General features: G+C 74.2%; 27 protein-coding genes. 15 read left to right on the forward strand and 12 right to left on the reverse strand.

What is annotated here, in order from left to right; genetic code table 11:
• Positions 1 to 12 precede the first annotated feature (12 nt).
• Both ACWD4U_RS06345 and ACWD4U_RS06350 read right to left on the reverse strand, forming a co-directional pair.
• On the reverse strand, positions 13 to 573 hold the full coding sequence (locus tag ACWD4U_RS06345; RefSeq protein WP_363459734.1) for a tRNA adenosine deaminase-associated protein: 561 nt from the start codon (positions 571 to 573) through the stop codon (positions 13 to 15).
• A 350-nt stretch (positions 574 to 923) separates the two neighbouring features.
• Positions 924 to 1,160, reverse strand: coding sequence for a hypothetical protein (locus ACWD4U_RS06350; protein ID WP_363459733.1), 237 nt, complete (start codon positions 1,158 to 1,160; stop codon positions 924 to 926).
• A gap of 150 nt (positions 1,161 to 1,310) precedes the next feature.
• On the opposite strand from ACWD4U_RS06350, the gene upp reads away from it, so the two are divergent.
• On the forward strand, positions 1,311 to 1,946 hold the full coding sequence (gene upp, locus ACWD4U_RS06355) for a uracil phosphoribosyltransferase (protein ID WP_363459732.1): 636 nt from the start codon (positions 1,311 to 1,313) through the stop codon (positions 1,944 to 1,946).
• Positions 1,947 to 2,044: 98 nt separating this feature from the next.
• Here upp and ACWD4U_RS06360 read toward each other — a convergent pair whose 3' ends face one another.
• Positions 2,045 to 2,746 carry a LytR C-terminal domain-containing protein gene (locus ACWD4U_RS06360; RefSeq protein WP_363459731.1) on the reverse strand — a complete coding sequence of 234 codons (702 nt, stop codon included), beginning with the start codon at positions 2,744 to 2,746 and terminating at the stop codon, positions 2,045 to 2,047.
• Between the two features lie 196 nt (positions 2,747 to 2,942).
• Complete coding sequence (locus ACWD4U_RS06365; RefSeq protein WP_030273186.1) at positions 2,943 to 3,239, reverse strand: type II toxin-antitoxin system VapB family antitoxin; 297 nt, start codon at positions 3,237 to 3,239, stop codon at positions 2,943 to 2,945.
• 137 nt (positions 3,240 to 3,376) lie between these two features.
• Here ACWD4U_RS06365 and ACWD4U_RS06370 point away from each other — a divergent pair, with 137 nt between their 5' ends.
• Positions 3,377 to 4,981, forward strand: coding sequence for a helicase HerA-like domain-containing protein (locus ACWD4U_RS06370; RefSeq protein ID WP_363459730.1), 1,605 nt, complete (start codon positions 3,377 to 3,379; stop codon positions 4,979 to 4,981).
• A 7-nt stretch (positions 4,982 to 4,988) separates the two neighbouring features.
• Here ACWD4U_RS06370 and ACWD4U_RS06375 read toward each other — a convergent pair whose 3' ends face one another.
• Entirely contained in the window at positions 4,989 to 6,152 is a 1,164-nt protein-coding gene (locus ACWD4U_RS06375; protein ID WP_363459729.1) for a hypothetical protein, read from the reverse strand.
• 95 nt (positions 6,153 to 6,247) lie between these two features.
• Here ACWD4U_RS06375 and ACWD4U_RS06380 point away from each other — a divergent pair, with 95 nt between their 5' ends.
• Positions 6,248 to 7,084, forward strand: a complete 837-nt coding sequence (locus tag ACWD4U_RS06380; RefSeq protein WP_363459728.1) for an alpha/beta hydrolase — start codon at positions 6,248 to 6,250, stop codon at positions 7,082 to 7,084.
• 56 nt (positions 7,085 to 7,140) lie between these two features.
• Entirely contained in the window at positions 7,141 to 7,662 is a 522-nt protein-coding gene (locus ACWD4U_RS06385) for a YbhB/YbcL family Raf kinase inhibitor-like protein (RefSeq protein ID WP_363459727.1), read from the forward strand.
• Between the two features lie 25 nt (positions 7,663 to 7,687).
• On the opposite strand, the gene ACWD4U_RS06390 is transcribed toward ACWD4U_RS06385, so the two are convergent.
• The gene (locus ACWD4U_RS06390; RefSeq protein ID WP_363459726.1) at positions 7,688 to 8,272 is read right to left on the reverse strand and encodes an HhH-GPD-type base excision DNA repair protein; all 585 of its coding nucleotides are present in this window, start codon (positions 8,270 to 8,272) and stop codon (positions 7,688 to 7,690) included.
• 119 nt (positions 8,273 to 8,391) lie between these two features.
• Between ACWD4U_RS06390 and ACWD4U_RS06395 the strand changes: the two genes are divergently transcribed.
• On the forward strand, positions 8,392 to 8,901 hold the full coding sequence (locus ACWD4U_RS06395) for a SixA phosphatase family protein (protein WP_363459725.1): 510 nt from the start codon (positions 8,392 to 8,394) through the stop codon (positions 8,899 to 8,901).
• Positions 8,902 to 8,939: 38 nt separating this feature from the next.
• Complete coding sequence (locus tag ACWD4U_RS06400; protein WP_363459724.1) at positions 8,940 to 9,536, forward strand: hypothetical protein; 597 nt, start codon at positions 8,940 to 8,942, stop codon at positions 9,534 to 9,536.
• Between the two features lie 4 nt (positions 9,537 to 9,540).
• Here ACWD4U_RS06400 and ACWD4U_RS06405 read toward each other — a convergent pair whose 3' ends face one another.
• Complete coding sequence (locus ACWD4U_RS06405; protein WP_363459723.1) at positions 9,541 to 10,641, reverse strand: TolB family protein; 1,101 nt, start codon at positions 10,639 to 10,641, stop codon at positions 9,541 to 9,543.
• A gap of 275 nt (positions 10,642 to 10,916) precedes the next feature.
• On the opposite strand from ACWD4U_RS06405, the gene ACWD4U_RS06410 reads away from it, so the two are divergent.
• Together ACWD4U_RS06410 and ACWD4U_RS06415 are read left to right on the forward strand one after the other, a co-directional pair.
• Positions 10,917 to 11,714, forward strand: coding sequence for a VOC family protein (locus ACWD4U_RS06410; RefSeq protein WP_363459722.1), 798 nt, complete (start codon positions 10,917 to 10,919; stop codon positions 11,712 to 11,714).
• A gap of 4 nt (positions 11,715 to 11,718) precedes the next feature.
• Positions 11,719 to 12,243 (forward strand): DinB family protein, encoded by a 525-nt coding sequence (locus ACWD4U_RS06415; RefSeq protein WP_363459721.1) that lies wholly within the window; start codon positions 11,719 to 11,721, stop codon positions 12,241 to 12,243.
• Between the two features lie 55 nt (positions 12,244 to 12,298).
• On the opposite strand, the gene ACWD4U_RS06420 is transcribed toward ACWD4U_RS06415, so the two are convergent.
• The 3 genes from ACWD4U_RS06420 to ACWD4U_RS06430 are packed head-to-tail and all read right to left on the reverse strand — an operon-like array spanning position 12,299 to position 14,654.
• A complete protein-coding gene (locus ACWD4U_RS06420) occupies positions 12,299 to 13,729 on the reverse strand; it encodes an FAD-dependent monooxygenase (RefSeq protein ID WP_363459720.1) in 1,431 nt (476 codons plus the stop codon).
• Positions 13,726 to 14,145 (reverse strand): MerR family transcriptional regulator, encoded by a 420-nt coding sequence (locus tag ACWD4U_RS06425; protein ID WP_363459719.1) that lies wholly within the window; start codon positions 14,143 to 14,145, stop codon positions 13,726 to 13,728. The genes ACWD4U_RS06420 and ACWD4U_RS06425 overlap by 4 nt, the downstream gene beginning before the upstream one ends.
• A complete protein-coding gene (locus ACWD4U_RS06430; protein WP_363459718.1) occupies positions 14,142 to 14,654 on the reverse strand; it encodes a MarR family winged helix-turn-helix transcriptional regulator in 513 nt (170 codons plus the stop codon). Before ACWD4U_RS06430 ends, ACWD4U_RS06425 begins: the two co-directional genes overlap by 4 nt.
• Positions 14,655 to 14,763: 109 nt before the next feature.
• Here ACWD4U_RS06430 and ACWD4U_RS06435 point away from each other — a divergent pair, with 109 nt between their 5' ends.
• Complete coding sequence (locus tag ACWD4U_RS06435; RefSeq protein WP_363459717.1) at positions 14,764 to 15,609, forward strand: NAD(P)H-binding protein; 846 nt, start codon at positions 14,764 to 14,766, stop codon at positions 15,607 to 15,609.
• A gap of 23 nt (positions 15,610 to 15,632) precedes the next feature.
• Here the strand turns inward: ACWD4U_RS06435 and ACWD4U_RS06440 are convergent, their stop codons facing one another.
• The gene (locus tag ACWD4U_RS06440) at positions 15,633 to 16,595 is read right to left on the reverse strand and encodes a helix-turn-helix transcriptional regulator (RefSeq protein ID WP_363459716.1); all 963 of its coding nucleotides are present in this window, start codon (positions 16,593 to 16,595) and stop codon (positions 15,633 to 15,635) included.
• A gap of 97 nt (positions 16,596 to 16,692) precedes the next feature.
• On the opposite strand from ACWD4U_RS06440, the gene ACWD4U_RS06445 reads away from it, so the two are divergent.
• The 3 genes from ACWD4U_RS06445 to ACWD4U_RS06455 all read left to right on the forward strand — a co-directional run bounded on the left by ACWD4U_RS06445 (position 16,693) and on the right by ACWD4U_RS06455 (position 19,086).
• Positions 16,693 to 17,253, forward strand: a complete 561-nt coding sequence (locus ACWD4U_RS06445) for a DinB family protein (protein WP_363459715.1) — start codon at positions 16,693 to 16,695, stop codon at positions 17,251 to 17,253.
• A gap of 191 nt (positions 17,254 to 17,444) precedes the next feature.
• Positions 17,445 to 18,371 carry a sigma-70 family RNA polymerase sigma factor gene (locus tag ACWD4U_RS06450; protein ID WP_363459714.1) on the forward strand — a complete coding sequence of 309 codons (927 nt, stop codon included), beginning with the start codon at positions 17,445 to 17,447 and terminating at the stop codon, positions 18,369 to 18,371.
• Positions 18,372 to 18,414: 43 nt separating this feature from the next.
• Positions 18,415 to 19,086: an NAD(P)-dependent oxidoreductase gene (locus ACWD4U_RS06455; protein WP_363459713.1), complete on the forward strand. Its 672-nt coding sequence runs from the start codon at positions 18,415 to 18,417 to the stop codon at positions 19,084 to 19,086.
• A gap of 39 nt (positions 19,087 to 19,125) precedes the next feature.
• On the opposite strand, the gene ACWD4U_RS06460 is transcribed toward ACWD4U_RS06455, so the two are convergent.
• On the reverse strand, positions 19,126 to 20,061 hold the full coding sequence (locus ACWD4U_RS06460) for an SDR family NAD(P)-dependent oxidoreductase (protein ID WP_363459712.1): 936 nt from the start codon (positions 20,059 to 20,061) through the stop codon (positions 19,126 to 19,128).
• Between the two features lie 63 nt (positions 20,062 to 20,124).
• Here ACWD4U_RS06460 and ACWD4U_RS06465 point away from each other — a divergent pair, with 63 nt between their 5' ends.
• The 3 genes from ACWD4U_RS06465 (at position 20,125) to gap (ending at position 22,593) form a co-directional block, all read left to right on the forward strand.
• Positions 20,125 to 20,472 (forward strand): MerR family transcriptional regulator, encoded by a 348-nt coding sequence (locus ACWD4U_RS06465; RefSeq protein ID WP_363459711.1) that lies wholly within the window; start codon positions 20,125 to 20,127, stop codon positions 20,470 to 20,472.
• Positions 20,473 to 20,525: 53 nt separating this feature from the next.
• Positions 20,526 to 21,482, forward strand: a complete 957-nt coding sequence (locus ACWD4U_RS06470; RefSeq protein ID WP_363459710.1) for a GlxA family transcriptional regulator — start codon at positions 20,526 to 20,528, stop codon at positions 21,480 to 21,482.
• A gap of 115 nt (positions 21,483 to 21,597) precedes the next feature.
• Positions 21,598 to 22,593 (forward strand): type I glyceraldehyde-3-phosphate dehydrogenase, encoded by a 996-nt coding sequence (gene gap, locus ACWD4U_RS06475; RefSeq protein ID WP_363459709.1) that lies wholly within the window; start codon positions 21,598 to 21,600, stop codon positions 22,591 to 22,593.
• Positions 22,594 to 22,788 lie beyond the last annotated feature (195 nt).

Here is a 22,788-nt window from a genome sequence, read left to right on the forward strand (position 1 = left end):
CCGGGCCCGCCGCTACCGAACGGCCTCCAGGACTTCGCTGCAGCCCAGCGCCTCGGCGATCTCGCCCAGCGCGTCGCCCGGCGCCGCGCCCTCGCCGGCCAGGTCCAGCAGGTCCGCGGCGGCCATGCCGAACTCGGTCAGCAGCTCGGAGTCCCCGATCGGCCCGACCGGGGCGCCGCCCCGACCGCCCGCGGGCTCGTCGTCGTCCTCGTCCTCGGCCTCGGCGGCCGCCTCGTCGTCCTCGTCGAGCTCGGCGACCAGCCCGTCCAGGTCGTCGAAGTCGGCCTCCCCGTCCTGTTCGATCAGCTCGTCGGTGAGCACCGAGCCGTACGAACTGCGCGCCGCCGCCGCCGCGTCGGAGACGAAGATCCGCGGGTCGTCCTCACCGTCGATGCGCAGGACGGCGAACCAGGCGTCCTCCTGCTCGATGAAGACCAGCACGGTGTCGTCGTCGTCCGCCGCCTCGCGGGCCAGGTCGGTCAGGTCGGCCAGGGTCTCTACGTCGTCGAGTTCGGTCTCGCTCACGTTCCACCCGGCACCGGTGCGAGCAAGCACTGCAGCGAAGTACGCCACCAGGGACACTCCCAAGATTGGTCTCGGCTGTCGGCGATCTCGGGCGGGTGCGGTCCGGCCGCCCCCGCGCCAGCAGGCGGTCCGCTGTTCGGACCGCCCCCACGGCATCGTGACAGAAAGCCCGCCGCTGCGGGGGGTGTTCGGCAGCGCGTCTTCGCAGGTCGTGTCGGAATGGCCGGGTTGCGGCCGCCGCGCGCGTCGATCACGGCGCTCAAACCCGTTCGGGTGGGGGCGTTCGGGGGCTCACGGGGCGCAACTGCGGTGGGGGCGCGGGGCGTCCGGAGGCCGCGGCGCGCGGTCGGGGACGGCCCGCGGCGCGCGGTCGGGGACGGCGGCCGGGAGCGGGAGGATCAGATCCGGAAGGTGCGCATCCGCAGGGCCTCGCGCAGCCGGCGCTCCTTGGTCCGTCGTGGCTGCACCCGGGCGCGCAGCTCTCTGGCCTCGGCGAGCTCCCGCAGGAAGACGGCCCGGCGCTTGCGCCGTTCCGCGGCAGTCTCGGCGGCTGTCTGGGGCGTCGGACGGGCCTCGTCTGTCGAGCCGGACCCGCCCGCGCCGGCGGTGGTCGCCCGCGTCGGGTTGCTCTTCATAGGTTCCGACTTTCCCAGATGCGTCCGTCCAATACCACAGGAAAGCGCGCTCTTCGGTCATTCCTCCCGCCCGCCGAGCTGGCCGCGGCGGGTCGCGGCGCGACCGTGCGGAGTCGTACGCACGTGCCGACGGCCGTTATCGTCGTTCCCATGCGTCTCCACGTCGTCGACCACCCGCTGGTCGCCCACAAGCTGTCCACCCTGCGCGACGAGCGCACGGACTCGCCGACCTTCCGTCGGCTCACCGACGAGCTGGTCACCCTGCTCGCGTACGAGGCGACCAGGGACGTCCGCACCGAGACCGTCGAGATCACCACCCCGGTCGCCGTCACCATGGGCACCCGGCTCTCCTACCCGCGCCCGCTGGTCGTCCCGATCCTGCGGGCCGGCCTCGGCATGCTCGACGGCATGACCCGGCTGCTGCCCACCGCCGAGGTCGGCTTCCTCGGCATGGTCCGCAACGAGGAGACCCTCGAGGCCTCCACGTACGCGACCCGGATGCCGGACGACCTGTCCGGCCGGCAGGTCTACGTGCTCGACCCGATGCTCGCCACCGGCGGCACCCTGGTCGCCGCGATCCGGATGCTGCTGGAGCGCGGTGCCACCGACGTCACGGCGGTCGTGCTGCTGGCCGCGCCGGAGGGCGTCGCGCTGATGGAGCGCGAGCTCGCCGGCCAGCCGGTGACCGTGGTGACGGCGGCCCTCGACCAGCGCCTCAACGAGCACGGCTACATCGTCCCGGGCCTCGGCGACGCGGGCGACCGGCTGTACGGCACGGCCGGCTGACCGCGGGTGAACGAAGAACCGCCCGCGGAGAGGATTCCTCTCCGCGGGCGGTTCCTGCTGTCCGCGCCGGGACACCAGGGTCGGACGGGCCGGACGGCTCAGCAGTGGCCGGGCTCCGGGGTGGGCGACGGCTTGGTGAGTTCGGCGAGGGCGGCGGCGGCCTGGGTGGGGTCGGCGAGCGCGCTGAAGGTGTCGCCGATCACCAGGTCGACGCTGGCGTCGGCGCGGGTGTCCTCGGTGGAGGTGGCCGTGGCGACCTGGGAGACCAGCAGGGTGGCGGCGCCGAGTCCGCCGGGACCGCTGATCACCTGGGCGGTACCGGGGACCTTCTTGTCCAGCGCGGTGGGCGCGTTGCCGACCTTGCCGACGGTGAAGCCGCGCTTCTTGAGCTCGTCGGCGGTGTGGGCGGCCAGGCCCGCCTTGCCGGTGGCGTTGTAGACGTTCACGGTGACCGCCTGCGGCTGCGGGACGGCCGTGTTGCTGGCGGCCGGCGCCGGGGCGCCGGGCGAGGCCGGGGCGCTCGCGGCGGGCGAACCTGAGCCCGCCGGCGTCGGCGCGGCGAGCGGCTTGCCGGAGTTGCTGGGAGTGGCGCAGGCCTGCGCGGAGGCGTGCCTGCCGTGACCGGTGAAGACGTCGTACAGCTGGACGCCGCCGACCGAGACCAGGGCGAGGGTCAGGACGCCGCCGAGGCCGAGGGCGACCTTCCGGCCGCGGCGCGGCGGGCGCCCCAGCCGGGGATAGGCGTTTCCGGTGACCCGGTACTGCTTCCCCTTCAATCCCCGGGGAGTCAACATGCTCATGGTCTGTCTCCCCCTAGGTGCCAGGGTGGGGTGCCGGTGACCGCGGTGCGGCGCGAGCTGCGTGAACCGTCGTAGTCAGCAGATTAATCCGACAACGGCCCCGAAGGTACTGGATGATCATCATCCGGAGTACGACGGCACTCGAAAGGACGTACCGACACGGTCCGCCGGTTGCCGCCGGGCGGGTGACGGACCCTCAGTCCATCTCCAGCACGCGGGCGTGCAGCACCTGCCGTTGCTGGAGCGCGGCCCGCACCGCGCGGTGCAGTCCGTCCTCCAGGTACAGGTCGCCGTGCCACTTCACCACGTGGGCGAAGAGGTCGCCGTAGAACGTGGAGTCCTCGGCGAGGAGGGTCTCCAGGTCCAACTGGCCCTTGGTGGTCACCAACTGGTCGAGCCGCACCGGACGCGGCGCGACGTCCGCCCACTGGCGGGTGCTGGTCCGTCCGTGGTCGGGGTACGGCCGCCCGTTGCCGATGCGCTTGAAGATCACACGGAAAGCCTACCGTTTGGGGCGCGGCGGGCGCAGCAAGCCGGACAAGCGGTGCGTTGACCGGGCAAGCCGGGAGCTGGGCGTTTTGATGGGAAGAGCAGCCTTTTCCACCGATCCGTCCGGGGAGATCCGAGGACATGACCGCCGACACCAACTCCGCCGGGGCCGAATCCGCGACCGCCGCCGCCCCCGCCGGGGCCGCCGCCGAACTGCCCGCGCCGGTCGCCGAGATCGCCGCGGGCTACGCCTTCGACGGACCGGCACTGCGGCTCGGCGCGGTGCTGCAGGGCGCGACCGCCTACCGCGACGCCCAGGTGCGCATCCCGCTCGGGGTGCTCAACCGGCACGGGCTGGTCGCCGGGGCGACCGGCACCGGCAAGACCAAGACGCTGCAGCTGATCGCCGAACAACTCTCCGCGGCGGGCGTCCCGGTCTTCCTCGCCGACGTCAAGGGCGACGTCTCCGGGATCTCCGCCCCCGGTGAGGGCGGTGCGAAGCTCACCGCGCGGGCCGCCGAGGTCGGGCAGGAGTGGACCGCCGCGGGCTGCCCGGCCGAGTTCTACGCACTCGGCGGCCTCGGCACCGGCACCCCGATCCGAGCCACCGTCACCAGCTTCGGACCGCTGCTGCTGGCCAAGGTGCTGGAGCTGAACGAGACCCAGGAGGCCTCGCTCTCGCTGGTCTTCTCCTACGCCGACCGCAACGGCCTGGAGCTCTACGACCTCAAGGACCTCGGCGCGGTGATCGGCTTCCTCACCTCGCCCGAGGGCAAGGACGAGCTGAAGGGCATCGGCGGACTCTCCGCCGCCACCGCCGGGGTGATCCTGCGTTCCCTGACGGTGCTGGAGAACCAGGGCGCGGGCGCGTTCTTCGGCGAGCCGGAGTTCGACACCGCCGACCTGCTGCGCACCGCCGACGACGGGCGCGGGGTGGTGTCGGTGCTGGAGCTGCCCGCCGTGCAGGACCGGCCGCGGCTGTTCTCCACCTTCCTGATGTGGCTGCTGGCCGACCTCTACCAGCAGCTGCCGGAGGTCGGGGACCTCGACCGGCCGAAGCTGGTGTTCTTCTTCGACGAGGCGCACCTGCTGTTCAAGGGCGCCTCGAAGGCCTTCCTGGAGGCGATCACCCAGACCGTGCGGCTGATCCGCTCCAAGGGCGTCGGCATCTTCTTCGTCACCCAGACCCCGAAGGACGTCCCCGCCGACGTGCTGGCCCAGCTCGGCAACCGGGTGCAGCACGCGCTGCGGGCGTTCACCCCGGACGACGCGAAGGCGCTGAAGGCGACGGTGTCGACCTTCCCGAAGTCCTCGTACGACCTGGCCGAGGTGCTCACCGGGCTGGGGACCGGCGAGGCGGTGGTGACGGTGCTCTCCGAGAAGGGGGCGCCGACCCCGGTCGCGGCCACCCGGCTGCGGGCGCCGCAGTCGCTGATGGGTCCGGTGCCGGAGGGGGAGCTGGCGGCGGCGGTGGCCCGGTCGCCGCTGAACGGGAAGTACCGGGACGCGGTCGACCGGGAGTCGGCGTACGAGAAGCTCGCCGCGCGGGAGGCGCCCGCGGCGGAGCAGCCGGCCGGGCGGGAGCCGGAGCCGGTGCGGCGGGAGGAGGCGGAGCGGGACGAGGACGGGCTGCTGGGGTCGCTGCTGAACAGCTCCGCGCTGAAGTCCTTCGCCCGCTCGGCGGGGACGCAGCTGGGACGGGAGATCAGCCGGAGCCTGTTCGGGACGGCGAAGCGGCGGCGGTAGCCGGCGGTCAGCCCAGCGCCTTGCCGATGCGGTCCAGCGAGCTGAGGCGCATCAGGCCGTAGTTGTAGAACTCGACCTCGGGGACGCCGAGTTCGCGCAGGGTGGCGATCTTGGCGGCGAGGTTGGCGGGGCCGTCGCAGTCGGAGGCCATCGGGCGGAGGATGACGGCCATCGACTCGGGGCGGACGCCGTGCAGGGCGAACGCGGCGACCTTCTCGCGGACCGCTTCGGGGGTCTTCGCGTAGCCGAGGGTCTCGATCTGGTGGGCGGCGCCGGCCAGGGCGGGGAGGTCGATGCCGGAGAGCCAGCCGGTGCCGGGGCCGCCGCCGTCCATGAAGGTCAGGCGCATGCCGTGGGCGGCGGCGGTGGCGGCGAGTTCGGCGGTGAGGGTGGTGACGGTGCGGGCGGAGACGTCGACGTAGGCGGCGAGGGCGCCGTTGGCGATCCGGTCGAGCGGGGTGGCGGCGAGCGCGGCGTCCTCGTCGGCGAGACGCGCGCGCAGTTCGGTGCGGACGGCGTGGCGGACGTCCTCGGCGGGGACGCCGGCGGCGGTGGCGGCGGCCGTGCAGTGCGGGCAGAAGCAGAGCGAGAGGAGGGCCTCGGTGACCGGGCCGAGCTCCTCGAAGTAGCGCTCGTGGTGGTAGCCGTGGCGCAGGCCGTGGAAGTGCAGGGACTCGGCCCGGATCGCGTCGACGCCGTAGCGGGCGAGTTCCTCGACCAGGCCGTGGCAGTACTCCCGGACCTCGGGGTTGGCGGGGCACAGCTCGGTGAGGTGGCGGTCGCCGAAGGCGTTGGCCGGGGCGCAGTCGGGGTGGGCGAAGCCGAGCCGGTCGTTGTGGCAGAAGACCGTCCAGGCGTGCAGCTTGAGGCCGCGTCGGCGGGTCTCCTCGGCGGCCTCGGCGAACGGGTCGTGGCGGCCGATCGCGCTGGAGGGCAGCGGGGCGAGCCGGCGGCCGGCCCAGCGGGCCGGGTCGGGCCGGAAGTAGGCGGCGCCGGGTTCGAGGTAGCGGATCACCCGGTGCGGGTTGTGCGGGAAGACGTCCCTGGCCTCGTGGTAGACCGAGGCCAGCGTGACGCCGCCGACGCCGGCCCGGTCGGTAAGGTTGCCGAAGAAGGTGTCGGCCCCTTCGTCGAGCAGGTCGGTGGCGAAGGCGAGGACGGACGACTCCACGGGGCGACTCCGGAGCAGGAAGTACGGGGAGTGACCACGCTAACCGCGGCCTCCTGTATTGGTCTATACCTGGTTGGGTGAGGGGAGCGGGCGCGATGGCGGTCTACCGGGGGTTCGACCAGCGGGAACTGGACCGCGAGTACTCGCCGAGCAGCCGGGTGGACGACTTCGGCGCCGAGCTGGCCGCGTACGCGCGGGGCAGCGAGCGGGCGTACGCGGAGCTGGCCGGGCGCCGCGAGCTGCGGTACGGGACGGCCGAGCCGGAGCTGATCGACTTCTTCCCGGCCGGGCCGGGCGCGCCGCTGCACGTGTTCGTGCACGGCGGCTACTGGCAGGAGCTGGGCAAGGAGGACTCGGTCTTCCCGGCGCCGGACTTCGTCCGACGGGGCATCGCGTACGCGGCGGTCGGGTACGGGCTGGCGCCGCGCTGGTCGCTGGAGGAGATCGTCGGGCAGGTGGTCGCGGCGGTGCGCTGGCTGGTGGAGCACGCCGGGGAGCTCGGGGTGGACGCCTCGCGGATCGTGCTGAGCGGCAGCTCGGCGGGCGCGCACCTGGCGGCGTGGGCGCTGCTGGACGAGCGGCTGCGCGGCCGGATCGCCGGGGCGGCGCTGCTCAGCGGCGTGTACGACCTGGAGCCGATCGCGCTGACCTACGTCAACGACCCGCTCGGGCTGGACGCGGAACGGGCGCGGGCGCTCAGCCCGCTGCACGCCGAACTGGCCGGGCTGCCCCCGCTGGTGGTCGCGCTCGGGGAGTTCGAGACCGGCGAGTTCGGCCGGCAGCAGGGCGAGTTCGCGGCGGCGGCGCGGGCCGCCGGAGTGCCGGTGCGCCAGTTGCTGGTCGGCGGGCGCAACCACTTCGACGTGGTCTTCGACCTGGGCCGCACCGACACCGCGCTCGGCGCGGCGGTGGCGTCCCTGGACGGGAGCTGACGCTCCGTAGACTGCCGCGGGTACCCCCGTTTCACCTTTGACGAGGACGGTGTCCGATGACCGCGCGCATCCCGCTGCCATACGACTTCCTGCCGCCGGTGCCGGCGTTCGAGCTGACCAGCACCGACCTGGTGGACGGCGCGACCATGCCGGACGCACACGTGCACAGCGGCGGGAACCTCTCGCCGCAGCTCGCCTGGTCCGGCTTCCCCGCGGGGACCCGGAGCTTCGCGGTGACCTGCTACGACCCGGACGCGCCGACCGCGGCCGGCTGGTGGCACTGGCTGGCCGTCGACCTGCCCGCCGACACCGTGGAACTGCCGCGCGGCGCGGGCTCCGCCGACGACGCGCTGCCCGGCGGCGCGTTCCACGTCCGCAACGACTTCCCCGGCCACCGCTACGACGGCGCGGCCCCGCCGCCCGGGCCGGCCCACCGCTACGTCTTCGTGGTGCACGCGCTGGACGTGCCGAGCCTGGGCGTGGTGCGCGACACCCCCGCCGCGCAGGTCGGCTTCCACCTCACCGCGCACGCGCTCGGGCGGGCGCTGCTGACCGTGGAGTACCGGTCCGCCCCGTGACGGAGTGTCAGGGCCGCCGGGGGCGTCAGCCCTTGGCGGCCTTCGCGGCGGCCTTGGCCTCCTGCTTGGTGGCGCGCACCTTCAGCAGCGACTCCGGGCCGGTGATGTCGGCGACCGAGCGGTAGCAGCCCTCCTCGCCGTACGCGCCGGCCGCCTCCCGCCAGCCCTCCGGCCGCACCCCGTACTGCTTGCCGAGCAGGGCCAGGAAGATCTGCGCCTTCTGCACGCCGTAGCCGGGCAGTGCCTTGAGCCGGCTCAGCAGCTCCTTCCCGGTGGCGGCGTCGCGCCAGACCGCCTCGGCGTCGCCGTCGTAGCGCTCGACCAGGTAGGCGCAGAGCTGCTGGACCCGCTTGGCCATCGAGCCGGGGTAGCGGTGCACGGCGGGCTTCTCGGCGAACAGCGCGGCGAAGGCCTCCGGGTCCTGCGCGGCGATGGCGTGCGCGTCGAGGTCGTCGGCGCCCATCCGCTGGGCGATCACCAGCGGTCCGGCGAACGCCTTCTCCATGGGCACCTGCTGGTCCAGCAGCATCCCGGTGAGCGCGGCCAGCGGGCTGCGGCCGAGCAGTTCGTCGGCGTCGTCCTGCTGGGCGAGGTGGACGGTGACAGCCATGGCGGCCTCCGGAACGGGGTCGGGGCTTCCATCCTGTCAGCCGCGCGGCGGCCGTGCGGACGCAACACGCGCGCGCCGGGGGCGGGGCGGCGGGGGGGTGGACGGGCCACACTGGGGGGATGACCGAACACCGGCGGTTGATCGTGCTGCGGCACGCCAAGTCCGATTGGCCGGACGTCCCCGACGAACTGCGCCCGCTCGCCGAACGCGGCCGGGCCGACGCGGCGGCGGCCGGACGCTGGCTGCACGCGCACGGCTTGGCGCCGGACCGGGTGCTGTGCTCGACGGCGGTCCGCACCCGGCAGACCTGGGAGCTGGCCGAACCCGAGCTCGACGGCGCCCCCGACCTGGTCCTGGAGCCCCGGGCGTACCGCGCCGACGCCGATGAACTCGTGCAGCTGCTAAGGGAGTTGCCGTCGCCGGTGCGGACCGTGCTGCTGGTCGGGCACCGTCCGGAGGTGCAGGAGCTGGTGCTGCTGCTGGCCCGGGACGAGGGGAGCGAGCCGCTGGAGCGGGTCCGGGAGAAGTTCTCCACCGCCGCCGTCGCGGTCCTGGAGGTGCCCGGCGAGTGGCGACAACTCGCACCCGGAAGTGCCGAGTTGACCGCCTACGCGGTACCGCGCGGGTGACCTGCCGGGAGCGGACGGGCACGTGATAGGGATGGGGCATGCGCTTCGACTCCGTCCCCATGCCGCCGACCGTGGACGCCCGCCCGCGTGACGAGCGCGGCTACCCGGTGCCCGCGATCACCCCGTGGGAGGACGGCCGGCCGCAGTTCGCGCTCACCGACTACGAGCGCAGCGCGACCTGCGCCCGGGAGCGGCTCTGCTCGGTCTGCAACACCCTGATGCCGCGCGGCCCGGTGTGGCGGGTGGTCGGCGCCACCGAGAGCGCGGCGATCGCCGAGGCGCTGGCCTCCGGCCGCCCGTACCGCAACATGGCGCCGACCCTCGAGGGCCCCGGCCACCGGGCGTGCATGCTGTACGCCTCGATGGTCTGCCCGTACCTGGCCCGGCCGAACGCCCGCCGCCGGGTGACGGCCGATCAGAGCGAAGCCCCGGACGACCTCACCGGACACGTGGTCCGGGGGGTCGCCCGGGGCGAGCTGGGCGCCGTGGTCGGCTTCGCCGACTACGAGTTCGGGATCACGCCCGACCGGGTGCTGTTCCGATTCGTCGACCTGGTGGAGTACCTGCCGCACGACACGGCGGACAGTCAGCTGCCGGAGCTGCAGGCCGAGTTGGCGCGGCTGTCGGAGCGGTGACGGTTCAGCGGTAGGCGGGCAGGCCGGCGGTGTCCGAGACCTTGACGATCTTGCCGCCCGCGAGCGGGACGGTGTAGACGCCGTCCTGGCCGCGGAAGGCGACGGTCTTGCCGTCCTTGGAGACGGCCGGCTCGGTGTAGTCGGTGGCCGCGTCCGGGGTGAGGTCGCGCTCGACCTTCTTCTGCTCGCGCAGCGAGGACTCGAAGATGTGGTCGTGGCCGCCGACGGATCGGACGAAGACCACGTCCTGCTCGTCGGGGCCGAGGGCCGGCTGGGAGCCCTTGGTCACCGCGCCGCCCTGCTGGCGCAGGTAGTCGTCGCGGATGTACACCTGGCCGTCGGCCTGGTTGGCGTACACCGCGGTGCCGGCGTGGCCGCCCACGTTCGGCCACAGGTTGCCGGTCTGCGGGAGCGGCTTGGTGTTCTCGTCGTCGAAGTACGGGTTCAGCGAGAGGACCGCCGGGACGCCGCCGGCCTGCGCCGGGGCGCTGAGCAGGGTCAGGGTGCCGTGGTCGTCCGCGGTGAAGAGCAGGTTGTTGCGGGCCTTGATGTAGCCGTTCTCGCCGGCACCGTTGACCTGCCAGGTCGGGTGCGACCAGGTGACGCCGGACGGGGCCTTGGCGACCATCACCCGGTTGCTGCCGTCGGGGGCGGACATCTCCAGGTTGCCCTCGCCGTCGACGAAGGCGGCGTGCTTGCCGTCCGGGGACCAGGCCAGGTCACGCACCACGGTGCCGAAGTCCACGACGGTGCCGTTCATCACGACGTAGCGGGTCCCGTTGCTGATCGTCAGGCCGTTGCCCGCGGTGCCGTTCAGCGCCGCCTTGGTAGGGGTCGCGCTCGGCATGGCCGGGGCGGAGGTGGCCGGGGCGGCGGAGGACGGGGCCGCGGTGGAGGCGGTGGCGCTCGGGGCGGTCGAGGCGCTCGCGGAGGCGGAGGCCGAGGCGGCGGGGGAGCCGCTCTTCGAGGCCGTGGCGCTGGGCTTGGCCGGGGCGCCGGTCTGGGTCTCGGGGTCGCAGGCGGTCAGCGCGAGGGCGGAGCCGGCGGTGACGGCGGCGACGAAGGCAACGGCGGCGGAACGGCGGAGGCGGGCGCGCGCGGACATGGATGGTTCCCCCCAGGGACGTGGTCGGTGGTGCTTCTCGGTGTTCTTCGCCCTGCGGCTTCCCGGCCGTTCTTCCGGCCGTCCGTTCGGGCGATGTCTAAAGATTGACAGTCCAAGGTCCGTGCTCTGTGCGCTGACTGTCACCGCTGGGCAACAGCGGTTCGTACAGGTGCTGGCGTGCCGCCGGGCGGGTGTCGGCAGCAGCCGATAGCGTGTCAGAAACCGGCTGTATCAACCGTTTTCGGTTTCCTGTCGAACGGCGGAGGGAGTCACAGATGGCTGCGCGACCCGAGGGCACCCCGTGTTGGGCGGACGCGATGTTCGCCGACCTGGAGGGCGCCAAGAGCTTCTACGGTGAGGTGCTCGGTTGGACCTTCGGCGAGGCCTCGTCGGAGTTCGGGGACTACACGCAGGCCTACAAGGACGGCAAGGCGGTGGCCGCCGTCGTCCCGCCGATGCCCGGGCAGGAGGGCCACTCCGCGTGGGTGCTCTACCTGGCCTCGCCGGACGCCGCGGCCACCGCGGAGAAGGTCCGCGCGGCCGGCGGCAAGGTGCTGATGGAGCCGATGCAGGTCGGTAGCTTCGGCACCATGGCGATCGCCGGCGACCCGGCCGGCGTGGTCTTCGGCATCTGGCAGGGCGGCGACCACGAGGGCTTCGAGCTGCGCGACGTGCCCGGCAGCTACGGCTGGGCCGAGGTCTTCACCCGGGACACCGCCGCGGCCAACGCCTTCTTCCCGAAGGTGTTCCCGTACGTCGTCCAGCGGATGCAGGACGACAACGTCGACTACAGCGTCTACAGCCTCGGCGGCGAGCCGGTGCTCGGCTCGATGGGCATGGGGCCGGAGGTGCCCGCCCAGGTGCCGTCCTTCGTCAGCGTCTACTTCATCGTCGAGGACACCGACGCCGCCCTCGCCCGGGTCGCCAAGGCCGGCGGGGAGCTGGTGTTCGGCCCGATGACCACGCCGTTCGGGCGGTTCGCCTCCTTCGTCGACCCGCAGGGCGCCGCGTTCTCGGTGATCGACCCGGCCGCCGCGGAGGGCGAGCCGCCCAGCCTGGTCCAGGCGGGCTGATCCGGTGGCCGCCACCGACGCCGCCGCGCCGACCGGCGAACGGGCCGACCTGCTCGCCGCGCTGGACAAGCACCGCGGCTTCCTGCGGTACACCGTGCGGGACCTGACGGACGACCAGGCCCGGGAGCGCACCACCGCCAGCGAACTGTGCCTCGGCGGGCTGATCAAGCACGTCGCCGGCGTCGAGCAGCGCTGGCTGAGGTTCGCGGTCGGTGGGGCCGAGGCGATGCGCGCCGACGGCAGCCCGCAGGACTCCGCCTGGGGCGACCAGTTCCGGATGCTGGAGGACGAGACGCTGCCCGGCCTGCTCGAGCGCTACCGGCAGGTCTCCGACCACACCGACCAGCTGGTCGCCACCACGCTCGACCTCGACCAGCTGCAGGAGCTGCCCCGCTCGCCCTGGTTCGAACCCGGCGCCACCTGGAGCGTGCGCCGCGTCCTGCTGCACGTCATCGCCGAGACCGCCCAGCACGCGGGCCACGCCGACATCATCCGCGAGTCGCTGGACGGCCAGAAGACCATGGGCTGACGGTCCGTCACCACGGGCCCGTTCCGCCGAACCCGGCGGAACGGGCCCCGCGCGTTCAGGCGGGGGTGCCGAACCAGCGGGTGAGGTGGGCGGCGAGCTCGGCCTGCTCGTGGCCGGCCCAGGCGATGTGGCCGTCCGGGCGGAGCAGGACCGCGGGGGCCGGCAACTCCGGGCCGGTGCCGGTGAGGTGGTCGACCCGGTCGGCCCAGCCGGCCGCCGAGAGCTTGCCGGTGCCGTCGAGGAGCAGCCCCCGGGCGGTGTGCATCCGCTCGTACAGCCGGCCGCGCTCCAGCGGGATGTCGGGCATCCGGCTGCCGAGCAGCTCGTGGCCCGGACCGAAGTCGTAGCGGACGTCCAGGCCGGTGATCATCGCGGTGAGGTGGCGGTTGACGTCCGGGTAGTCCAGCAGCCGGGTGAACAGGGCGCGCAGCGCGGTCGGTCCGGGGTCGGTGCCGGTCAGGGTGATCTGGGCGCGGGTGTTCTCCAGCACCCGGGCGCCCACCGGGTGGCGCTCGGCGTGGTAGCTGTCCAGCAGCTCGTCCGGGGCCCAGCCGTCGACGGCGGCGGCGAGCTTCCAGCCCAGGTTGAAGGCGTCCTGCAGGCCGAGGCCCAGGCCCTGGCCGCCGATCGGCGGGTGGATGTGCGCCGCGTCGCCGGCCAGCAGCACCCGGCCCACCCGGTAGCGCTCGGCCTGCCGGGTGGCGTCGCCGAACCGGGACAGCGAGCGCGGCGCGTGCGCCCCGAAGTCGGTGCCGGCCACCGCCCGCAGCTGCTCCCGGAACTCCTCCAGCGTCGGCTCGACCCTGCCCTCCGTGACCCCCGCCGCCGGGACCACCACCCGGAACAGCCCGTCCCCGAGCGGGCCGATCCCGAACCGCAGCTGGGTCTTGCGCACCTCGGTCATCACGGCGTCGATCTCCGCCTGATCCGCCGTCAGCGCCAGTTCCCCGATCAGCGTCTCCACCGTGGCCGGCTCGCCCGGGAAGTCCACGCCCAGCAGCTTGCGCACCGTGCTCCGGCCGCCGTCGCACCCCGCGAGGTAGCGGCCGCGCAGGCGTCCGCCGTCCGCCAGCTCGACGCTCACCCCGTCCGCGTCCTGCACCAGCCCGACCAGTTCGGTGCCGCGCCGGATCTCCGTCCCGAGCTCCAGCGCCCGCTCGTGCAGCAGCCGCTCGGTCACCGGCTGCGGGGTCGCCAGCCCGTACGGGTGCGCGGTGTCCAGTCCCTCGGGCCACGTGGTCCGGATCCCGCCGAACATCCCGCCCGCCTGGAAGGTCTCACTGACCGCCAGGAACCGCTCCAGCAGCCCGCGTTGGTCCAGCACCTCCACGCTGCGCGCGTGCATCCCGAGCCCCCGGGTCTGCCCGGTCGGCTCCGCCAGCCGCTCCAGCACCACCACCCGCACCCCGTGCAGCCGCAACTCGCACGCCAACATCAGCCCGGTCGGGCCGCCACCGGCCACGACGACGTCGAACTCCTCGGTCACTGGGGAACTCCCTCGTGCGCATCGGACGGAGTGGGCGAGACCTCGTCGAGGACGCTGCGGTAGTAGTCGAGCTTGGCGCGCAGGTGGTCGCGTTGGCGTTGCAGCAGGGCGATCTGGGTGGCGACGGCGGTGTCGTGCTGTTCGAGCAGGGCGATGCGGCGGGCGAGGCTCTCGGGGCCCTCGGTGCGGGCGAGTTCGGCGTAGCGGCGCATCTCGGCGATGGGCATGCCGGTGTCGCGCAGGCAGCGCAGGATGGTGAGCCAGGCGAGGTCGTCGGGGGCGAAGCGGCGGTGGCCGCTGGTGGCGCGGGTGATGGCGGTGAGCAGGCCGATGCGCTCGTAGTAGCGCAGGGTGTCGAGGCTGAAGCCGGATCGTTCGGCGGCCTCGGCGGGGGTGAGCAGCGTCTGGGGGGTCACTCGTCCGATTGTGCCGGGGAGTGGGGGCCGCGGTCGGAGAGCCGGTCGAGGGAGTCGACGTACTTGAGCATCAGCCGGGCGAACTCGACGCGGTCGTGGTCGGACCAGTCGGCCGTGATGTGGTCGTACGCCTCGCGCTGGTGGCGGCGCAGTCGGGCCATCAGGTCGCGGCCGGCGTCGGTGAGGTGCAGGACGGTGCGGCGGCCGTCCTCCTGGGACGCGGCGCGCAGCAGGTAGCCGGCCTTGATGTTGTCGGTGACCATCCGGCTGGCGACGGAGGGGTCGATGCCGAGCAGCTCGGCGATGGCGCCGACGGTGACCTCGCGGGCGGCGTCGCGGGAGCACTGGTGGACCAGGTTGAGCACCAGGGTGCGGCTGAGGTCCTTGGCGGAGATCGGGTTCGCGACCTCCAGCAGGGCGGTGCGGCGCAGCTTGGAGAAGGCCGGGCCGACCGCGTTGAGCAGCTCCTCCGTGTCCGGGTCGGCGCTGTGCCCCTGGTTGTTCGTCATGCGCCCATCCTAGGAGGTCCATGCGGGGCGGCAAATATATGTTGACGAGAATATGTGTGCATGTGAGCATGCATATGTACACGTGAAGACGACTTCCAGGGGGACCCCCATGACCGTTCTCATCACCGGCGCCCGCGGCCAGGTCGGCCGCGGCGTCCTCACCCGCCTGCACGCCGCCGGCCTGCCGGTGCGCGCCGCCAGCGCCCGCCCGGCCGAACTCGCCGCGCCGGACGGCGTCGAGCGCGTCGAGCTGGCCCTCGGCCGGCCGGAGACCTTCGCGCCCGCGCTGGACGGGGTGCGGCAGGTCTTCCTGTACCCCGAGCCCGCCGGGATCGCGGCGTTCACCGCCGCCGCCACGGCCGCCGGGGTGGAGCACGTGGTGCTGCTCTCCTCGTCCGCGGTGCTCGGCCCCGCCGCCGAGACCGACCCGATCGGCGCGCACAACCTGGCGGTGGAGCGCGCCCTGACCGCGTCCGGGCTGCCCGCCACCCTGCTGCGGCCGGACGCCTTCGCCTCCAACGCGTACGGCTGGGCGCACGCCATCGCCGCCGGCCTGCCCGTGCAGCTCGCCTACCCCGACGCGCAGACCGCGCCGATCCACCCGGACGACCTCGCCGACCTGGCCGCCGCCGCGCTGACCGGCGCCGCCTTCGCGGGCGGCGCGGTCTCCCTCACCGGCGCGCACTCGCTGACCTTCCGCGCGCAGCTCGCCCAGCTCGGCGAGGCGCTCGGCCGGCCGATCCCGGTCGAGACCGTCAGCCGCGCCGAGGCGGAGCGCCAGCTCGGCCGCCACCTGCCGCCCGCCTACGCCGGCGCGCTGCTCGACCTGTGGGCCGCCGCGACCGCCGGGCCGGCCGCGATCCACGACACCACCGAGACGCTGCTCGGCGTCCCGGCCCGCACCTTCCGCGCCTGGGCCGCCGAGAACGCCCGGGCCTTCACGCCGCAGGACTGAGCGAGACGCCCGGGTGGCCCGCCCTACTCCCGGGTGCAGCGGGTGAACCGGTCACCCCAGGCGGCCAGCAGGGTACGGAGTTCGGGGGGCGAGCGGACCTCGAAGTCGGCCTCCAGGGAGCCGAGGGCCAGGGCGGGCCACTCCAGGGAGTCGGCGTTCACCCGGATCAGGCAGTTCCCGTCGGGGAGTTCGGTCACCTCGGCCCACCGGCCGATCCGCTGACGGACCGTCGAGGCGGGGGAGTGCACCACCGCCTCGACCCGGTGCGGGCCCGCCTGGCCGGTCAGGCCGGCCCGGACGAAGGCGGCGGCGTCCTCGGCGGGCAGCTCGCGCGGGCGGAACCGCGCGCCGGTGCCGTGCGGAGCGGTCAGCCGGTCGAGCCGAAAGGTGCGCCAGTCGTGCCGGGTCACGTCGTAGCCGACCAGGTACCAGCGGCGGTCCACCCGGACCAGGCGCAGCGGCTCCACCAGCCGCTCGCTCACGCGCCCGTCGGCGGCGGTGTAGCCGAAGCGCAGCTGCTCGGTGTCCCGGCAGGCCAGCGCGACGGCGGTGAGCGCGTCCGGATCGACCTGGGTCCCGCCGCGCTCGCCCCACGACGTCGGCACGGTCACCGCCCGCAGCGCCTCGACCCGGTGGCGCAGCCGGGCCGGCATCACCCGCACCACCTTGGCCAGCGCCCGCACCGACGCCTCCGCGATGCCCTCCACCGCACCGTCCGCCGCCGCCTGCAGGCCGATCGCCAGCGCGACCGCCTCCTCGTCGTCGATCACCAGCGGCGGCAGCGCCGCGCCGGCGGCCAGCTGGTAGCCGCCGTCCACGCCGCGCTGCGCCTCGACGGGGTAGCCGAGTTCGCGCAGCCGGTCGACGTCCCGGCGCAGGGTGCGGGCCGAGACGCCGAGCCGCCCGGCGAGCTCCTCGCCGGGCCAGAACCGGTGGGTCTGGAGCAGGGTGAGCAGCCGCAGGGTCCGGGAGCTGGTGTTCGCCATGCCCCGATCCTCTCGCGAATTGCGGACAGGAACTGGCCGCAATGCCCTCTAGCGTGGAACACGAAACGAGGCCCAGCCCCGAGGAGAGGCGACCACCATGTCGAGCACCCTGACCGAGACCCAGACCCCCGAGACCGCCGCCGCCCGCGCCACCGGCGAGCGCGCCGACCTGCTGGAGGCGCTCGGCAAGCAGCGCTACTTCCTGCGCTTCACCGCCCGCGACCTCACCGACGAGCAGGCCGCGCTGCGCTCCACCGTCAGCGAGCTGTGCGTGGGCGGGCTGATCAAGCACGTGGCGTCGGTCGAGCGGACCTGGGCGGCGTTCCTGGTGCACGGCCCGTCCGCGATGCCGGACTTCACCGCCATGACCGAGGCCGACTACGCCGCGCGGGCCGACGAGTTCCGCCTGCTGCCCGGCGAGACGCTCGCCGAGGTGCTCGCCGACTACGCGGACGCCGCCCGGGCCACCGACGAGCTGGTGGTCTCGCTGCCCGACCTGGACGCCGAGCACCCGCTGCCCGCCGCGCCCTGGTTCGAGCCGGGCGGCCGCTGGTCGGCCCGCCGGGTGCTGCTGCACATCGTCGCCGAGACCGCCCAGCACGCCGGGCACGCCGACATCGTCCGCGAGGGCCTGGACGGCGCGAAGAGCATGGGCTGACCCGGCCGGCCCCTTCCCGCTTCCCACGGACCCTCGGGGCCCGCACCCGCTGACGCACGGTCAGGGGTGAGGGCCCCGTCGTCGTGGGCGGTGCGCCCGCCGCCGCGACATTTCCGCGCGGAAATCTCCGGACCGATGTCACACCCGGCCGCGGCTGGGACTCTCGGGGTGCAGACGCGAGAGGAGATGCCGTGAGGTCCGACAGTCCGCAGCCCGCCGGGGCCGACGCCGCGACGCAGGTGTTCACCGAGCATCGGGAACTGCTGTTCTCGATGGTCTACAACCTGCTCGGAACGGTCGCCGACACCGAGGACGTGCTGCAGGAGACCTGGCTGTCCTGGTCGACCCGGTACCGGGACCCGGATGCCCCGCCGATCGTCCATCCGCGCGCCTACCTGGTGCGCACCGCGGTCAACACGGCGCTCGCCCGGCGGACCGAGATCAGCCGCCGGCGGGAGAGCTACTTCGGGCCGTGGCTGCCCGAACCGCTGGTGGCCGGGGCCGGGTACGCCGACGGCCCGGAGGGCGAGCACGGCGAGGCGGTGTCGATGGCGCTGCTGGTGGTGCTGGAGACCCTCACCCCGCTGGAGCGGGCGGTCTTCGTGCTGCACGAGGTGTTCGGCTACAGCCACCCCGAGACCGCCGAGATCCTCGGCCGCAGCCCCGTCGCCGTCCGGCAGCTCGCCCACCGGGCCCGCGCCCACGTCCAGGCCCGCCGCCCGCGCTACCGGGCCGACCCCCGCCTGCGCCAGCAGGTCACCGAGCGGTTCGCGGCCGCCGTCGGCGGCGGCGACCTGGAGGAACTGCTGCGACTGCTGGCCCCCGAGGTGACGCTGTGGGCCGACGGCGGCGGCAAGGCGACCGCCGCCGGGCCGCGCCCGGTCCGCGGTCGCGGGCAGGTCGCCCGGCTGCTGGTCGGCGGTGCGGCGCGCGCCCCGCACGGCATCCGGGTGCGCTGGGCGACGGTCAACGGCGATCCGTCGGCGCTGCTGTTCGTCGGCGACGCGCCGTTCGCCGTCCTGGTCCTCGACCTGGCCGCGGACGGCGACCAGGTCACCGACATCTACTTCGTGACCAACCCCGACAAGCTCGGCCGGGTCGCCCCGGCCCGCACCTGACGCCACGTCACCTGATGAGACGACAGAGGAAAGAGGCACGACGATGAAACTGACCATACTCGCGGCCACCGGTGGCATCGGCCGGCAGCTGCTGGAGCAGGCGGTGGCCGAGGGCCACGAGGTGACCGCGGTGGTGCGCAACCCCGCCAAGCTGGCCGACCACCCGACCGTACGGGTGGTCCGCGCCGACCTCGCCGGCGCCGGGGCCGCGGAGCTGCGCCCCGCCGTCGAGGGTGCGGACGCGGTGCTCTCCGGGCTCGGCGCGGTCGGCAAGGCCGGGCTCGGGGTGGCCGAGCACGGGACCCGGGCCGCCGTCGAGGCGATGCGGCAGGCCGGGGTGCGGCGGATCGTGGTGGTCAGCGCCGCCCCGATCGGCACCGTCGCCAGCCCGGCCCGTCCGCACCCGCCGCGGCACGACCCCGGCGACGGCTTCGTGATGCGGCACGTGCTCAGCCCGGTGGTGAAGGCCGTGCTGCGCGGCCACTACGCCGACCTGGCCCGGATGGAGGACGTCCTGCACGCCAGCGGCCTGGACTGGACGGTGATCCGACCCCCGCAGCTCACCGACAAGCCGCTCGGCCGGGACTACCGCATCGCCTACGGCCGGAACATCCGCGGCGGCCGGACCGCCTCCCGGGCGGACGTGGCGCACTGCATGCTGCGCAGCCTGCGCGAGCCCGAGATGGTCGGCCGGACGGTCGGCATCGCGGACTAGCGCGCCTCCCCGATCCCGGCTTCAGCAGGCTCGGTGGGCTCAGCGGCTCGGCAGGGCGAGGCCGGTGAGGCGTTCCGAGGCGGCCCACAGGGCGCGGGCGGCGTCGTCGTCGGCGCCCGGGCCGGTGAACGGCTCGGGGCGGATCCGCGGGTGGGCCTTGGGACCGGTCGGGCCGTAGACGGTGGCGGGGGAGGCGTCCGGGGCGGTGGCGGCGTAGAGGATCGGGGCGGCGGCGTGCTCGGGCTCGCGGCCGATCAGCGCGGCGACGGTCCTGGTGAGCGCCCGCACCACGGGGGAGGGGTAGGTGTCGTGCAGCGGGGTGCGGGCCATGCCCGGGTGGGCGGCGAAGCTGCGGACCGGGGAGCCGGACGCGTGCAGGCGGCGCTGGAGTTCCCGGGCGAACAGCACGTTGGCCAGCTTCGAGCGGATGTAGGCGCGGCCGGGGGAGTAACCCGCGGTCGCGCCGAGCCGCTCCAACTCCAGGGTGCCGCGCGGGTACAGGGCCGAGACCACGGACACCACCCGCGGGTCGCGGCCGCGCTCCAGCAGCTCCGACAGCCGTCCGGTGAGCGCGAAGTGGCCCAGGTGGTTGGTGGCGAACTGCACCTCCACCCCCTCGGCGCTCAGCCGCGCCGGCTGGTTGCTCGCCGCGGCGTTCGCCACCAGCAGGTCCAGCGACGGGAGTCGGTCGTGCAGCGCGTCGGCGAAGCGGTGCACCGAGGCCAGGTCGAAGAGGTCCAGCTCCAGCACCAGGGCCTGCCCGGCGCCGCGCGGCAGCCGGGCCCGGACCCGCTCCGCCTTCGCGGTGTCGCGGGCCGCCAGCACCACCAGGGCACCGCGGGCGGCCAGCTCGCGGGTGACGGCGAGACCGAGGCCGCTCGCGGCGCCGGTCACCACGGCGGTCCGGCCGGCCAGGTCGGGGATGTCGGCAACGGTCCAGTTCAGGGCGGGAGTTCGAGAGGAACGAGGGCTCATGCCGAGGACGCTAGACTCTGACACCGGTGTCAAGGTCAAGCCGGTGAGCGGAGGCGGACAGCGGTGCGGATCGGCGAACTCAGCCGGGTGACCGGGGCCAGCGCCCGTTCGCTGCGCCACTACGAGCAGCAGGGCATCCTCGACTCCGTCCGGCTGCCCAACGGCTACCGCGACTACGGCCCCGACGCCGCCGAACAGGTCGAGCGGATCCGGGCCCTGCTCGCCCTCGGCCTCCCCACCGAGGCGATCCGCGACCTCCTCCCCTGCGAGGGCCCGGCCGGCCCCGAGGCCGACCGCTGCCCCGCCCTCGCCGACCGGATCCGCGACCTGCGCGACCGGATGGACCGTCAGGCCGCCGAACTCGCCCGCACCAGCGCCGCCCTCACCCGCTACCTGGACGCCAACCTGTGACCGGGCCCGAGGCGCAGGAGCCGGAAGCCCGGCACCAGCGCTAGCGTGAGGGGGTGTCAGCTCCCCGCCTGCGCCGCGTCGCCGTCCTGGTCCTCGAAGGCGCCAAGCCGCTGGACGTCGGCATCCCCGCGCAGGTCTTCACCACCCGGGCGAGCATGCCGTACGAGGTGCGGGTGTGCGGGGCCGCGCCCGGGCTGGTGACCGGCGGGGACGGGCTGTCGTACCACGTGGCGCACGGCCTGGAGGCGCTGGAGTGGGCCGAGTCGGTCTTCGTCCCCGGCTACCGCCACCCCGACCGGGAGGACCCGCCGCCCGCCGTTGTCGACGCGCTGGTCGCCGCGCACCGGCGCGGGGCGCGACTCGCGGCGATCTCCACGGGGGCGTTCGCGCTCGCCGCCACCGGGCTGCTGGACGGGCGGCGGGCCACCACGCACTGGCACTACACCCGGGCGCTGGCCGTCAAGTACCCGCTGGTGCAGGTGGACGAGAACGTGCTGTTCGTCGACGAGGGCAGCGTCCTCACCTCGGCCGGCGCCGCCTCCGGCATCGACCTGTGCCTGCACGTGCTGCGCCGCGACCTCGGCGTCGCCGCCTCCAACCACGCCGCCCGCCGCCTGGTCGCCGCGCCCTACCGCAGCGGCGGCCAGGCCCAGTACGTGCCGCGCAGCGTCCCCGAGGCGGTCGGCGAACGGTTCGCCGCCACCCGGGAGTGGGCGCTGCACCGGCTCGGCGAGCCGCTGACGGTGCACTCCATGGCCCGGCACGCCGCGGTCTCCGCGCGCACCTTCTCCCGGCGGTTCGTCGAGGACACCGGCTACACCCCGATGCAGTGGGTGCTGCGGGCCCGCGTCGACCGGGCCAGGGAGCTGCTGGAGCGCTCGGAACTGGGCGTCGAGCAGATCGCCGTCGAGACCGGCCTGGGCACCGGCGCCAACCTGCGGCTGCACTTCCAGCACATCCTCGGCACCAGCCCCAGCGAGTACCGGCGCACCTTCACCCGGGGCGAGTGACGCCCGTTCCGGCCGTGGCGCGATCCTTGCGAACCATGGCACGCGCGCCAATGCCAGGCGGCCGGGCCGAGTAGCAGAGTGGAGGTGTCCACCCACCGAAAGGACACCGCCCACCATGACCCGCATCGCCGTCAACGGATTCGGCCGCATCGGACGCAACGTGCTCCGCGCCCTGCTGGAGCGCGACAGCAAGCTGGAGGTCGTCGCCGTCAACGACCTCACCGAGCCCACCGCGCTGGCCCGGCTGCTCGCCTACGACACCACCTCGGGCCGGCTCGGCCGCCCGGTGACCGTCGAGGGCGACACCCTGGTGGTCGACGGCCGCCGGATCAAGGTCCTCGCCGAGCGCGACCCCGCCCAGCTGCCCTGGGCCGAACTCGGCGTCGACATCGTGCTGGAGTCCACCGGCCGCTTCACCTCGGCCGAGGCCGCCCGCGCGCACCTGGCCGCGGGTGCGAAGAAGGTGCTGGTCAGCGCCCCGTCCGACGGCGCCGACGTGACGCTGGCGTACGGTGTCAACACCGGCGCGTACGACCCGGAGCTGCACACCGTGGTCTCCAACGCCTCCTGCACCACCAACGCGCTGGCCCCGCTGGCCGCCGTACTGGACGACCTGGCGGGCATCGAGCACGGCTTCATGACCACCGTGCACGCCTACACCCAGGAGCAGAACCTCCAGGACGGCCCGCACCGCGACCCGCGCCGGGCCCGGGCGGCGGCCGTCAACATCGTCCCGACCACCACCGGCGCCGCCAAGGCGATCGGCCTGGTGCTGCCCCAGCTGGACGGCAAGCTCTCCGGCGACTCGATCCGGGTGCCCGTCCCGGTCGGCTCGATCGTCGAGCTCAACACCACCGTGGCCCGCGAGGTGACCCGCGACGAGGTGATCGCCGCCTACCGGGAGGCCGCCGCCGGGCCGCTGGCCGGCATCCTCGAGTACTCCGAGGACCCGCTGGTCTCCTCGGACATCACCGGCAACCCCGCGTCCTCGATCTTCGACTCGGCGCTCACCCGGGTCGACGGCCGCCACGTCAAGGTGGTCGCCTGGTACGACAACGAGTGGGGCTTCTCGCACCGCGTCGTGGACACCCTGGAGCTGCTGGCCGGCTGACCGACCCCGGCCCGACCCGAGGCCCGGAGCGCAACAGCGCTCCGGGCCTCGGTCATTGACGCACCATCAGCACCTCGTACGTCACATGCGCCCCATCCGTCACGTTCCGGGGGGAGGCCGCCTGTCCTGACACCCCGCACGCCTAGCCTGGTCCGCGGACAGCCCGCGCACCCTCCGATCCCGCGACCGGGAGGC

It is taken from the genome of Kitasatospora sp. NPDC002522, from assembly GCF_053595195.1.